The 13,134-nt window shown below is 71.1% G+C and carries 10 protein-coding genes; 4 read left to right on the plus strand and 6 right to left on the minus strand.

Going from position 1 to position 13,134, the window contains the following annotated elements; all coding sequences use genetic code 11:
* Window positions 1–33: 33 nt before the first annotated feature.
* Window positions 34–306 (minus strand): ATP-binding protein, encoded by a 273-nt coding sequence (locus CA984_RS47050; RefSeq protein WP_207620774.1) that lies wholly within the window; start codon window positions 304–306, stop codon window positions 34–36.
* Between CA984_RS47050 and CA984_RS49215 the strand changes: the two genes are divergently transcribed.
* The 3 genes from CA984_RS49215 to CA984_RS07670 all read left to right on the plus strand — a co-directional run bounded on the left by CA984_RS49215 (window position 274) and on the right by CA984_RS07670 (window position 1,633).
* The gene (locus CA984_RS49215; protein ID WP_423229291.1) at window positions 274–519 is read left to right on the plus strand and encodes a Scr1 family TA system antitoxin-like transcriptional regulator; all 246 of its coding nucleotides are present in this window, start codon (window positions 274–276) and stop codon (window positions 517–519) included. The two genes, CA984_RS47050 and CA984_RS49215, sit on opposite strands and share 33 nt — an antisense overlap.
* 27 nt (window positions 520–546) lie before the next feature.
* Window positions 547–750 carry a DUF397 domain-containing protein gene (locus tag CA984_RS07665; RefSeq protein WP_086569717.1) on the plus strand — a complete coding sequence of 68 codons (204 nt, stop codon included), beginning with the start codon at window positions 547–549 and terminating at the stop codon, window positions 748–750.
* A 358-nt stretch (window positions 751–1,108) separates the two neighbouring features.
* The gene (locus CA984_RS07670; protein ID WP_086569719.1) at window positions 1,109–1,633 is read left to right on the plus strand and encodes a DinB family protein; all 525 of its coding nucleotides are present in this window, start codon (window positions 1,109–1,111) and stop codon (window positions 1,631–1,633) included.
* A gap of 104 nt (window positions 1,634–1,737) precedes the next feature.
* Here CA984_RS07670 and CA984_RS47055 read toward each other — a convergent pair whose 3' ends face one another.
* Window positions 1,738–2,028 (minus strand): hypothetical protein, encoded by a 291-nt coding sequence (locus tag CA984_RS47055; protein ID WP_207620776.1) that lies wholly within the window; start codon window positions 2,026–2,028, stop codon window positions 1,738–1,740.
* A gap of 200 nt (window positions 2,029–2,228) precedes the next feature.
* On the minus strand, window positions 2,229–2,786 hold the full coding sequence (locus tag CA984_RS45330) for a hypothetical protein (protein ID WP_133061573.1): 558 nt from the start codon (window positions 2,784–2,786) through the stop codon (window positions 2,229–2,231).
* A gap of 399 nt (window positions 2,787–3,185) precedes the next feature.
* Here CA984_RS45330 and CA984_RS07680 point away from each other — a divergent pair, with 399 nt between their 5' ends.
* Window positions 3,186–4,040 carry an alpha/beta fold hydrolase gene (locus tag CA984_RS07680; RefSeq protein WP_086569721.1) on the plus strand — a complete coding sequence of 285 codons (855 nt, stop codon included), beginning with the start codon at window positions 3,186–3,188 and terminating at the stop codon, window positions 4,038–4,040.
* Window positions 4,041–4,229: 189 nt separating this feature from the next.
* Here CA984_RS07680 and qcrB read toward each other — a convergent pair whose 3' ends face one another.
* The 3 genes from qcrB to CA984_RS07695 all read right to left on the minus strand — a co-directional run bounded on the left by qcrB (window position 4,230) and on the right by CA984_RS07695 (window position 12,975).
* Window positions 4,230–5,867 carry a cytochrome bc1 complex cytochrome b subunit gene (gene qcrB / locus CA984_RS07685; protein ID WP_086569724.1) on the minus strand — a complete coding sequence of 546 codons (1,638 nt, stop codon included), beginning with the start codon at window positions 5,865–5,867 and terminating at the stop codon, window positions 4,230–4,232.
* A gap of 210 nt (window positions 5,868–6,077) precedes the next feature.
* Window positions 6,078–9,791: an ATP-dependent helicase gene (locus CA984_RS07690; RefSeq protein WP_086569726.1), complete on the minus strand. Its 3,714-nt coding sequence runs from the start codon at window positions 9,789–9,791 to the stop codon at window positions 6,078–6,080.
* Window positions 9,792–9,819: 28 nt separating this feature from the next.
* Window positions 9,820–12,975: an ATP-dependent helicase gene (locus tag CA984_RS07695; protein WP_207620777.1), complete on the minus strand. Its 3,156-nt coding sequence runs from the start codon at window positions 12,973–12,975 to the stop codon at window positions 9,820–9,822.
* Window positions 12,976–13,134: the final 159 nt, after the last annotated feature.

Raw genomic sequence — 13,134 nt, forward strand, 5'->3', positions numbered from 1 at the left:
TCACCCGGTGCCGGGAACGGCCGGCGGGCGGGCTCAGACGCGGAGGCGAGAGCGCGGGAGCGGGTCTGCACAATCGGCCGTGCGGGGCGCGTCGGATCGCCCGCAGGGGAGCCGCCACGCGGCCCACACCGTCTTACCGACCTTGTCGCGGACGGGGATGACGCCCCACTGGTCCGCGGGCGCCTCGACGATCGCGAGCCCTCGGCCGGAGGTCGCGTCCTGACCGAGGTCGAGCCGGACCTGGTTTCCGCCGCCGAAGAGAGCAAGACCACCTTGCAGGTCATACCGTTCAGCGCAGGTGCTCATGCGGGAACGAGTGGTTCGCTCGTCATTCTGGGATTCCCGGAGCCGACCGACCCTCATGTGGTGTACGTCGAGACTCTGACCGGGGACCTCTATCTGGAAAAGCACAGCGACGTTGCCGCCCATAGCATTGCATTTGAACGGTTGTGCGCTACGGCTCTGTCGCCGGACGACTCCATAGGCCTGACGAGAAGAGCAGCCGACAGTCTGAGCTAGAGCCCAAAGCAGAGAAGGAGCCGAGGGATGGACCAACCCGATCCCTCCTGTCTGGTCTGGCACAAGAGCTCCTACAGCGGCCAGACCGGCAACTGCGTCGAGGTGGCCAGTCTGCCCGGGGGCGGCCGGGCCGTACGGGACAGCAAGAACCCGGACGGGCCGATGCTGCGCTTCACCACCGACGAGTGGCAAGCGTTCGTCGGTGGCGTGAAGGACGGCGAGTTCGGCTGACAGGACAGGGCTTTTCACCAAAGGCCTCCATGTCACTGCCGTCGATCATCGGCACCCCCGGATGTGACGCGGCCACCGGGCCGGCGATCAACGCCCCCACCCGCCGATCGTTGATCGTTGATCGTTTCCAGGTCATACGCCGATCGCATCCGGCCTGGGGTGGTCAAGTCGGTGGGCGCCCGGTTCTGAGCGCGCTCGACGGTCTCGACCTCCCAGGTCGTCCCTCACCAGGGGCGACACCCGTTCATGCCCCACTGAATGCGGGCTTTGGCCTTACCCGCCCCCCTGAGCCGTCTCAACACGCGCTACCGGATATTCGATGGAAGCGCAGGCGGGGACGCTGCCAGACTCCCTACTCGTGACCGTACCCCGTGTTGATCTTCTGATCCGGCAGCTCGACACCGCCTGGGCGCTGTTCGAATACCACCTCAAAGACCTCGACGACGCCCAGTGCCTGTGGGAGCCGGCGGCCGGCTGCTGGACCGTCCGCCGCCAGGACGACGGCCGCTGGACGGCCGACTGGCAGGTGCCCGAACCCGATCCCGTGCCCACCCTCACCATCGGCTGGCTCACCTGGCACATCGGCTTCTGGTGGACGACCACCCTCGGCCACTGCTTCGGTGACGGCGCCCCACCCCGCGAGGAGATAACCTGGCCGGGCGACGCCGCGGCCGCCGCCGACTGGCTGCGCGGCCTCAGGGACGACTGGCGGGCCCGTCTGAGTGAGCTCACCGACGCCGACCTGGACTCCACCGACCGCACCGCCGGGCTGTGGGGGCAGGACGATACGCTGGCGAACGTGGCCGGCTGGGTCAGCGTCGAGCTGACCAAGAACGTCGCCGAGATCGGCTACGTACGCCACCTGTACGCCGCCCGCGCCTGACACGACCACCCACCCTGCTGGTCGAACCCGGCCGACCATCAGGGGCACGATCTTTGCCAGGACTCACGGTCCAGTAGTTACGCGTGCTCACCCGCCGGCGGCTGTCAGCCGCGTCGCCGGCTCAAGGCGCTGGCCGGCGTACCCGTGTGCCTTGCCACCACGACGACGACGTCCGCGCCTCGCCCGGCGACCCTGACCTCCGCCTGGACGGCCAGCCGGAAGGTGTCGTCGAGCAGGGTGTACGTGTGTTTCGCACGATCGAAGGAAGCGACTCTGACGGCCGCCAGCTTCTGCAGTGCCACGGCGGCGGCCGGTGGGTGCAGCTTGGCCCGTTCGGCGACCTCGGCCACGGTCGAACTCACCGGCGGCCGTACCGCGAAGACCACCAGCTTCACGGCCTACCAGCAGATGGGCTGGACCGATGCCAAGCCGTCGCTGCCCGCCAAGCGCGATTGCCCCCCTCCGTCCCCGGCCCGGGCCCGATGCGCGGCACCGGGCCTGGGCTCGCGCCCTGGCGATGGAAGGGTGATCACCCGCCAAGCCGCCGCCACTGCGGCGCCCTGAACCGCCGCCGACCCCGCGCCCGCCGCGCTTCTCACCCCGTACGGCGGCTTACGCCGTACGGCGGCCCGTCTTCTCCGGCCACAGGCAGGCCGATCAGATCCCGGTTCTCCCGGACGGCGATCCGCGCGCGGTCCCGGGACTCCTCCTGGGAGATGAGAACGCGCGCCCACCTTTTCAGCGCCTCACTCCACGCGCGCCGCGCCGAAGTCACTTCGGCGGGAAAGCTTCTGCTCCGGCGAATGCGGTCGTATTCCTTTGACAGGGCCTCGACCCGCCGGTGTGCTTCATCGAGTGTGGGGGCCGAATGGTCGGCAGCAGAGGAAAGGACATCCGCTCCGGCACCCGCAGCGGGACGGCCTCCGTCAAGGACCTCTTCCCGGACGGTCAGCGTTCTTACCCACTCCGTCAACGCCCAGATCCAGGCCTGCCGTGCCCGCGCCAATTCGGCAGGCGATCCGTTTCCCTCATCGAATGCCTGCTGTGCCTGACCATAGCGGCCCTTGGCCCAGCGCACCTCGCTCCCGGCCTCCCGGAATGCCAGCCGAGCCTCCTCGCGCCGCCCCCATTCATGTCTGCGCTCATCCCTCACAATGCGAGGCTACGAAAATAAATTCAGCCATTCAAGGGTAAAACAGGGTTTCGCCCTTGATGCGGTTACAAGGATCCGGGAAAGAAGCTCGGCCATTCGCCGGGACGAGAACCTCCACTCACGGTTCCCTCACCGTGGCCGACGCCGTCCGGTGGAATACGGCGGGCCTGTGCGGAACATATGCCGCCGGCAACCGGTCCGGCTCCGAACACAACCAGTGGCACACCTTCGTCGGCAATGTGAGGAACGGCGAGTTCGGCTGACAGGACAGGGCTTTTCACCGAAGTCCTCCATGTCGTTGCCGTCGATCATCAGCATCCCCGGATGTGACGCGGCCGCCGGGTCGGCGATCAACGACTCCAGGCGGTAGGCGGTGAGAAAGGTTGAAATAGTAGGCGGATGTTCAGCGAGAGTCTCGTGGCCGTGTCCGGTCAGCCCGTCGTGGAGCTGTTCGTCGCGCGGAGCCGGGGGCCCGCCGAGCGCACGCTGCTGGTGATCCACGGCGGTCCCGACTGGGACCACACCTACCTGCGCGAGCCGCTCGCGGAGCTCGCCGGCCGGCACCGGGTGGTCCTGCCGGACCTGCGCGGCTGCGGGCGTTCCACCCGTGGGCTCGCCGACGACCGGTACACCCCGGCCGAGGCCACCGATGACCTCGTCGCCCTGCTGGACGCACTCGGCACGCCGCAGGCCGACGTCCTCGGGTTCTCCTACGGGGGCCTGATCGCCCAGCGTCTGGCCCTGGCCGCTCCCGAGCGCGTCCGGCGGCTGATCGTCGCCTCCAGCAGCGTCCTGCCGGTGCCCCCGGACGCCTTCGACGGCTGGCGCGAGCGCGAGGAACGGCGTGCCCCGGAGGCCGCGGTGTGGGCGGATCCGGAGCTGTCCGGTCCGGAGCTCACCCGCGCGGCGGCGATCGCCGGAGCCGGGGCGAACGTCTGGCGTCCGGAAGCGCTGCCCGCCTACCTGGATCGCCTCGCGGACGTCCGTTTCTCCGCCGAGTGGGCGCGCTCCTGGCGGGCAGGTAGTCTGCCCACCGCCCGTCATCAGGACGCGGCCCAGCGGCTTGCCGCGCTCGGCGTCCCGCTGCTCCTGCTCCAGGGACGGCAGGACATGGTCTTCCCCGCATCCCTTGCCGAAGAGACCGCCATGCTGATGCCCACCGCCCACGCCGTGGTGATCGAGGAAGCGGGCCACATGACCCACATCGACCAACCCCGCGCATGGCTCGACGCCGTCGCCGGCTTCCTGTCCTGACTGCTCGGCCGTCTGTCCGGGGGCGGGGCCGTACGGGACAGCGGGAACCTTGAGGCCTGGGGGCTGAGACTTCCCTGATCCCAGGAGATCGACCGGGTAGGAATCGGAGAGATGGTCGACTCGTCGTTCACCCGCCTCGGCGCGATGACGACAGGCGCCGGCCGGAACCGTGGCCCCGGCCGGAACCGGTCAGGAGGGCAGTGACTTGTCCTTCTTGACGTCCGAGCCGACGGCCGCGTGCTCCTCGTGAGGGTGCTCGCCGTCGAGCGGGATCTTCTCCCCGCCGTAGGCCTTGCTCAGCTTGGCGCGGAGCTTGCCGAGCGGGCCACGCATCCCCTTGGGCGGGATGCCGTCGCCGTCGGCGGAGGTGCCGGTGATCATCGGGACCGGCGTCTTGCCGCGCATGTGCGCCTCGATGGCCTCGTTCGGCGGAACGTGGACCTCGATGTACTCACCCGAGGGCCGGCGCTTGATGACGCCGGACTCCACGCCGTGCCCGATGACCGCGGCGTCGCTGCGCTGCAGGCCCAGGCACATCCGGTAGGTGACGAAGTAGGCGACCGCGGGACCGACGAAGATCAGCACCCGGCCGACGTAGGTCGTCCAGTTCAGCGAGACGTGGAAGAACGCCGCGATCTCGTCGTTGGCGCCCAGCAGCCACAGGACGCCGTAGAAGGTGACCGCGGAGATGCCGATCGAGGTGCGGTGCGGGTTGTTGCGGGGACGCTCGGCGATGTGGTGCTCGCTGCGGTCCCCGGTGACCCACCGCTCGGCGAAGGGATACAGGGCCAGGCCCGTCATGACGATGCCCATCGGCACCAGCGCCGGGATCAGCACGCTCAGCGGCAGCGTGAAGCCCAGGAAGTTGATCTCCCAGGAGGGCATCAGGCGGAGCGAGCCCTCCAGGAATCCCATGTAGAAGTCGGGCTGCGAACCCGCCGAGATGTCGGCCGGGGTGTAGGGACCGAACAGCCAGATCGGGTTGATCTGGGCGAAGGTGCCCAGCAGCGCGATCGCGCCGAACGTGAACATGAAATAGGCACCCGATTTAGCCATGAAGGCCGGATATAGCGGAGCCCCCACCACGTTGTTGTTCGTGCGGCCCTTGCCCGGCATCTGCGTGTGCTTCTGCACCCACATCAACATGAGGTGAGCGGTGATCAGCGCCAGCAGGATGCCCGGGATGAGCAGGATGTGCATCGAGTAGAACCGGGAGACCACGTCCTCGCCGGGATACTCGCCACCGAAGAGGAAGAAGGTGATCCAGGTGCCGACCACCGGCAGCGCGATCATCACACCCTCGGTGATCCGCAGACCGGCGCCCGAGAGCAGGTCGTCGGGGAGGGAGTAACCGGTCAGACCCTCGAACAGGGCCAGCGTCAGCAGACCGACGCCGATCAGCCAGTTGAGCTCACGCGGCTTGCGGTACGCACCGGTGAAGAACACCCGGAGCATGTGCACCATCATCCCGGCGACGAACAGCAGGGCGGCCCAGTGGTGCATCTGCCGCATCAGCAGACCACCGCGGACGTCGAAGCTGATGTGCAGAGCCGAGGCGTACGCCTCGGACATCATGACGCCCTTGAGCGGCTCGTAGGAGCCGTCGTAGACGACCTCGCCCATGGTGGGCCTGAAGAAGAACGTCAGGAACGTGCCGGTCAGCAGCAGGATGACGAACGAGTACAGCGCGATCTCACCCAGCAGGAACGACCAGTGGTCGGGAAAGATCTTCCGTAAATTTCGCTTGAGGAAGTTCCCCGCGCCCAGACGGTCGTCGATGAAGCTGCTTGTGCTCGCTATGGGCTTCGGAACGGTTCCGCTGCTCATGCGCGCCCTCCGTTTCACGGACCTCGGCCTCAGCGTCGCCGTGCTCCCGGAAACCGGGACCGGGTGGAACGGCGAAGTCCGTTGTGGATGACCAGGTATCTCCATCATCCGTGGCAATGGGTAGATCGAGGCAAAGGCCGGGCGGCCGGACCGAGGACAAGAGCACCGGCGATGCGGAGGAACTTTCCCCTTTCCCGCCGTCTCCTCGGGTCAGCCGAGGGCGGGGATCGACTCGATGAGCCTGATCAGGCCCCGCTCGTCGAGAAGGTTGACCGGCCTGACCGTCTCGTTGAGGCGGACGAAGTGGAAGGCGGCGCTCACCTGGTCGAGGGGGACGTCGGCCAGGTGGGACCAGGCCAGGCGGTAGGCGGCGAGCTGGACCGCCGCGGCGGCCTCGGCCTTCTTACCCTCGGGGCGCCGGCCCGTCTTCCAGTCGACGACCTCGTAGCGGCCGTCCGGGAGTTCGAACACGGCGTCCATCCGGCCCCGGACCAGCCGGTCGGCGATCATCGTCTCGAAGGGGACCTCGACGTCCAGTGGCTCCCGGCCGGCCCACTCACTCTCCTCGAACCGGTCACGCAACTGGTCGAGCTGGATGTCGGTCTCCTCGAAACCGTCGGACGAGCCGGGCAGCTCCATCTCGTCGAGCAGGCGCTGCTGCCCCCACCGCGACTCCAGCCAGCGGTGGAAGGAGGTGCCCCGGCGGGCCAGCGGGGTGGGCTTCCTGGGCACCGGGCGGCGGACCTGCCGGGCCAGGGTCTTGGGATCGGAGGCCAGGGTGACCAGGGACGAGACAGTCAGATGGGTGGGCAGCTCCACCTGCCCGCCGCCGCGCCGCCGGTTCACGGCCCGCTCCCTGAGCAGGAGCTCGGTGTCGCGCTCCCACGCCTTCGCCCGCTCCCTGTCCCAGCCGCGCAGGTCCGCGAGGGCACCGGCCCGCTCGTTCCCCGGTCCCTGCTCCTCCTCGGGCACGCGTCGATGCTCCGGTCCCGGCTCCCCCTCAAGCAGCACACGCCCGTTGCCCGGCTCCCCCTCCGGCAGCACACGCCCGTGCCCCGGCTCCCCCTCGGGCGCGCGCCCGCCCTCGTGTACGGCCTCGGCCGGGACATCCCGCCGGGCGCGAGAGACGCCCTCCTCGTCGTCCGGGTCGTCGAGGAAGTCCGGGGCATCCAGGAAAAGGACGTCCTCGTCCTCGGGCTCCTCGGGGAAGGGGATCTCCTCTCCCTCCGGCGGGACGTCGGGGAAGGGGACGTCGGAAAAATCGGGAAAGTCTGAAAAAGGGGCGTTCTCGGCTCCGAGGGCCTCGGCGGAACCGTCCCGGGGACGGGAGGCGGCCGGATCGCCGCCCTGTGCGGCGAGGTCCGTGAGGGCCGCGAGGGCGGCCTCGACCATGGTGGCGCCGTCGAGGACCGCCTCGTAGCGGAGGCCGTCGGGGGTGACGGGCCAGTCGGCCTCGGCGGGTTCGGCGAGCAGGGGGTTGGTGGCGCCCTCGCCGGCCTCGGGCGCCCAGACGGAGACGCGCCCACAGGTCTCGCGGATCTCCACCAGGAAGTCGGAGGGCTCCAGGGGCTTGGCCGCGCTGCCCCAGCGGTAGCCGGAGGCGATCAGGAGGTAGTGGGCGCGGGTGACGGCCACGTAGGCCAGGCGGCGCTCCTCCAGCAGGTCCCGGTCACGGCAGCGCTCGTCGAACTCCGCCAGCTCCTCCTTGCTCAGCCCGCCCAGCCGGGGCAGGTCGGAGGCGTCGCCGCGGAGTGGGTAGGGCAGCTTGCGCGGGTTGTCCGTCCACTTGGGGCTGGTCGTCGGGCGGGCCGGGAACATCGTGCCGACGGTCAGGGTCCCGGCCTTGGACAGCGCCTGGGACATGCCGGGGATGACGACGACCGGCCACTCCAGGCCCTTGGAGGCGTGGATGGTCATCAGCTTGACGCTGTTGCTCTCCCCCACCCGCCCGGCGTCCAGACCGTTCTCCTCCTCGTCGGCCGCCTTGAGGAAGGCCAGGAACGCGCCCAGCGTCGGATCCTCGGAGTCGCCCGCGAACCGGGCGGCGGCGTCGAGGAAGGCGTCCAGGTCGGCCCGGGCGGCGAACGGCCCGATGGCCGTCCCCCGCGCCGCCACCTCGATGTCCAGGCCGAGCCTGCGCTCGATCTCGATGATCAGGTCGGGGAGCGGCTGGCCGGTGTGGGCGCGCAGGATCCGCAGCTCCTGCGCCATGGCGAGCAGCCGTACCCGGGCCAGGGGGGAGAACAGGTCCTGCCACTCGGGACGGTCGGGCAGCTCGTCGAGGGCGTCGATCAGGCTGCCGCGCTCCTCGGCCATGTCCGCCACGACCTGGTCCAGCGGGTCGGACGCCATGGACCCGCCCTCGCGGGTCTCACGGTTCAGCTCGCGCGCCCGCTCGCCCAGCTCCTTCAGGTCGGCCGGGCCGATCCGCCAGCGGGGACCGGACAGCAGCCGGACCAGCGCGTCGCCCGCGGTCGGGTCGTAGAGCACGCGCAGGGTGGAGACGATGTCGGAGACCTCCGGCACGGTCAGCAGGCCGCCCAGGCCGACCACCTCGACCGGGATCCCCCGCTCCTCCAGCGCCCGGCGCAGCGCGGGGAACTGCGACCGCTTGCGGGCCAGGATCGCCACGTCGTGCGGCTGCAGGCACTGCGGGCCGCCCCACGCGCTCTGCTTGGCCTTCTTCCGCTCGCCCTCGCCCCACGGCATGCCGTCGGGCGCGCTCTCACCGCCCAGCACCCTGGCGATCCCGTCGGCGACCCACGCCGCCTCGTCGTCGGCGGTTTCGTGGAAGGCGCACACCACCCGGCCGCGCTCGATCCGGTTGCCGCCGGGCACCAGCACCGGCACCTCCCGCGCCTCCATCCGGAGCGGGAGCTGCACCCGGGCCGCGACGTCGAGCACAGCGTCGCCGTTGCGGAAGCTGATCGACAGGCGGCGGACCGGGGCGGGTTCCCCCGAGGCGGTCGTGAAGTCACGGGGGAATCGGGTGAGGTTGCCCGCCGAGGCGCCGCGCCAGCCGTAGATGGACTGGCAGGGGTCGCCCACGGCGGTCACCGGGTGACCGCCGCCGAACAGCGAGCGGAGCAGGACGAGCTGGGCGTGGCTGGTGTCCTGGTACTCGTCGAGGAGGACGACGGCGAACCGGCCCCGCTCGATCTCGCCGACCTCGGCGTGTTTGGCGGCGATCCGGGCGGCCAGCGCCATCTGGTCGCCGTGGTCGACGACCTCACGGCTCCGTTTGAGCCGGTCGTAGGCCTCGACCAGCGGCAGGAGCTGCTCCCTGGCCCGCTGGACGGCCAGCGGCCTGCGCTGGGGCAGGGTGGGCGAGCCGGGCAGCTCGCCGTACCGGTCGGCGAGCCAGGCGCCGATCTCCCGCACGTCCTGCGGGCCGCGCAGGTGCTCGGACAGCTCCCCGGCCAGCTCCAGCACCGCCCGGGTGACGGTGGCCGGACCCCACTCGATCTGCTCCATGGGCCCGTCGTAGGCGCTGACCACACGCACGGCGAGCTGCCAGGAGACGGCCGGGCTGACCAGGCGCATGGTGGGCTCCAGCGCCTCACGCAGGGCGTGGTCGGTGACCAGCCTGGCCGCGTAGGCGTGGTAGGTCGAGATGGTCGGCTCGCCCTCCAGCAGCTCGGCGGGGACCTGCTCGGCCGCGACGAGGCCGTTGAGCCGCTCGCGGACCCGGATGGCCAGCTCGCCGGCGGCCTTCCTGGTGAAGGTCAGGCCGAGCACCTGTTCGGGGCGGACCAGGCCGTTCGCCACCAGCCAGACGACCCGCCCGGCCATGGTCTCGCTCTTGCCCGACCCGGCTCCGGCGACCACGACCATGGGTTCGAGACCGGCCTCGATCACCTCGGCCTGTTCGGGAGTGGGGGGGAGGATGCCCAGCTTGGCGGCGAGCTGGCTCGGGCTCAGCACGGGGCGTCCCCGCGGCGGATCGTACGGCTCAGCACACCTGGTCCCCGTTCTTGCTGACCGGGCAGCTCGCCCGCACGGCGCAGGTGCGGCATCCGTCGTTGACCTTGGCCTGGAAGAACGGCCCGGACATGCCGAGTGCCACGGTGTCGACCATGTCGCGCGCCCAGCCGGGGTCGGCGTCCTCCGCCAGGGGCGGCTGGGCCTGCTCCTTGGCTTCCTTCTTGCCCGCGGCGTCGCCCACCTGGACCAGGGCCGCGCCGCCGGGCTCGGTCATCCCGTGCCGCTGGAAGGCTCCCAGCAGCGCGGCGAGCTGGTAGACCCCCAGCTGGGGGTGGCGTTCGATCTCGGCGTCCTTCGGCCCGTTCTTCCCCGTCTTGATGTCGATGATCACGGCCCGGCCCTCGGCGTCGCGTTCGACCCGGTCCACCCGCCCCTTGATCTGCACGCCCTCGGAGACCATGGCGGTGAACGCCTCCTCCAGGCCGACCAGCTCGCGGGGGTTGTCCTGGTGCCAGCGGACGAACTTGGAGATCATCTGCTCGGCGACCTGGCGCTGTTTGCGGTTGTACCAGACGCCGCCGAAGTCCAGCTCGTGCCAGATCTCGTCCAGGCGCTTGCCGAGGGTGTCCTCGGCGGGCATGCCCGTCGCGGCGAGCACGGCCAGCGCGTGGATGACCGTGCCCAGTCCCCGGGCCGCGTCGGTGCCGCTCGCCCCCACGGAGGTCTCCAGCAGCCAGCGCAGGCCGCACTTGGTGAAGTTCTCCACCGCGGAGGGCGAGATGCGCACGACGTCGTCGGGCCAGCTCAGCGGGCGGTCATCGGAGATCGGGGTGAGGGCGTACCACTCGTTGGGGTGGGCGCCGGACACCCCCTCGGCGGCGAGCCTGGCCAGGTGCCCGGCGGCGGCCCTGCGCAGGGAGGCGGGCCGGGTCGGGTCGGAGACGGCCGAACGCAGGTCCGCCACCAGGGCGGACATGCTCAGCCAGCGGGAGCGCTCGTCGACGGCCGTCTCCTCGGTCGCCCCGGGGACCAGCTCGGTGAGGAAGCGGGAGGGCCGCTCCTCGCTGTCCTCGCCCCCCACGGCGGTGACGACGAGCCTGGTCCTGGCCCTGGTGGCCGCCACGTAGAACAGGCGGCGCTCCTCGGCCAGGAGCTGGGAGGCCAGCGCGGCGGAGACGGCCGCCGGGTTCTCGTGCTCGGATCCCTCGGCCCTGGCGACCATGTCGTCGGTGCTCAGGATGGAGCCGCGCAGCCGCAGGTCCGGCCAGGCGCCCTCCTGGACCCCGGCGACGACCACGACGTCCCACTCCAGCCCCTTGGACCGGTGGGCGGTCAGGATCCGCACCGAGTCGGTGTCGGGGGCGCGGTCGGCGAGGGAGTCGCCGGGGATCTCCTGGGCCACCAGGTCGTCCACGAACACCTCGACACCCGCGTGCGGCAGCCGGTCGACGAACCTGGCCGCGTGGTCGAACAGCGCCACCACCGCGTCGAGGTCGCGGTCCGCCATGGTCCCCCTGAACCCGCCCGTGACGCTGACGCCGGTCCACTTCTCGGCCAGGCCGGTGGCCTGCCAGACGGTCCAGAGCACGTCTTCGGCGGTGCCGCCCTGCCGTACGGCCTCGGCGGCGCCGGAGATGAGCTTGGCGAGCCGCTCGGCGGGCAGCGCCACGTGCGGCTCCACCCGGACCAGCTCCCGCACGTCCTTCAACGCCGCGACCAGCAGCTCGCCCGACGAGCGCGGCCCGGCGACGTCGCGCTCGCCGGAGTGGTCGACCATGTCGCGTTCGTCGGGGTGCGTCATCGCCTCGTGCTCGGCGATCCGCAGGGCTCTGCGCAGGCGGCGCACACCGACCATGTCGGTGCCGCCCAGCGCGCCGGTCAGCAGCTCCTCGGCCATCGCCTCGTCGAGGGTCTCCGGATGAAGGGCGACCTGGATGAGCCTGATCAGCGGTCGCACGCCCGGCTCCTGGAACAGCGGCAGCTCGCCGCCGCCGACCACGACCGGCACCCCGGCGGTGACCAGGGCGCGGCGCAGCAACGGCACCTGGCGTGTGGCCGATCGCACCAGCACCGCCATGCGCGACCAGGGGACCCCGTCCAGCAGGTGCGCCCGGCGGAGCGTGTCGGCGACGACCGCCGCCTCCTGCGTGGCCCCGTCGGTCACCAGCACCCGGACGTCACCGGGCTCGGCGTCCGGCAGCGCCCGCAGGTCCCGGTGCGCGGCGCCGCCCGGCGTCGCGGGCAGCCGGGCGGCCACGCGGCGCGACGCCCTCAGGAGCTCGGAGCCGCTGCGACGGCATACGCGCAGGGCGATGACGGGCGCGTTCTCGCCGTCGGCCCCGGGGAAGCGCTCCGGGAAGCGCATGATCCCGCGCACGTCGGCGCCGCGGAAGCCGTAGATCGACTGGTCGGGGTCGCCGACCGCGATGAGGTCGCGCCCCTCCCCCGCCAGCTGCTGGAGCAGGGACTCCTGGGCCGGGTCGGTGTCCTGGTACTCGTCCACGAGGACGACGTCGTAGGCGGCCCGTTCGCGGAGCCGTACCTCGGGGTCGGCGAGCAGGCCGACGGCGGTGCGGATCAGATCCGAATAGTCGAGCACCGGCTCCATGTCCAGGTCGAACCTGGCCTGGTAGCGGTCGGCGAACCGCCCGGCGGCCACCCAGTCGGCACGGCCGTGACGGCGGCCCAGCTCGACCAGCTCGTCGCCGTCGAGGCCGCGCTCGGCGGCGCGGGACAGGAAGTCGCGGAGCTCCTGGGCGAAGCCGCGGGTCTTGAGCGCCTCGCGCATGTCGTCCGGCCAGTGCGGAGCGCCGTCCTCCAGCTCGCCGTGGAGCAGCCGCCGGACCTCCAGGAGCTGCTCGGGGCCGGTCAGCAGGCGGGGCGGGACGCCCCCGGCGAGCACGGCCTCGCGGCGGAGCAGCGCGTAGGCGTAGCTGTGGAAGGTCAGGGCGAGGGGCGTGCGGGTGGTGCGGCGCATCCGGCCGGTGATGCGTTCGCGCAACTCCTCGGCCGCCTTGCGGCTGAAGGTGAGGACGAGCACCCGCTCGGGATCCACGCCGCGGCGCTCGATCCGGTCCACCACGGTCTCCACGATCGTGGTGGTCTTGCCGGTGCCGGGCCCCGCGAGCACGAGCAGCGGGCCGCTCTCATGGGCCACCACCGCACGCTGATGCTCGTCGAGCACAGGGGCAACAGCTCTCCCCGCACCCTCACGACGCACCAAACGCCAGCTCTGGCCACTCACAACTCGCCATTCCACCAGATCCCGGACGATGATCGTGCCGAGTCCGGGTGCGCGGTATGGCGGACCTCCCGACTCGACCAGCTGGATGATCAGCCCGTC

It is taken from the genome of Streptosporangium minutum (assembly GCF_002149035.1).
Classification (GTDB): Bacteria; Actinomycetota; Actinomycetes; order Streptosporangiales; family Streptosporangiaceae; genus Streptosporangium; species Streptosporangium minutum.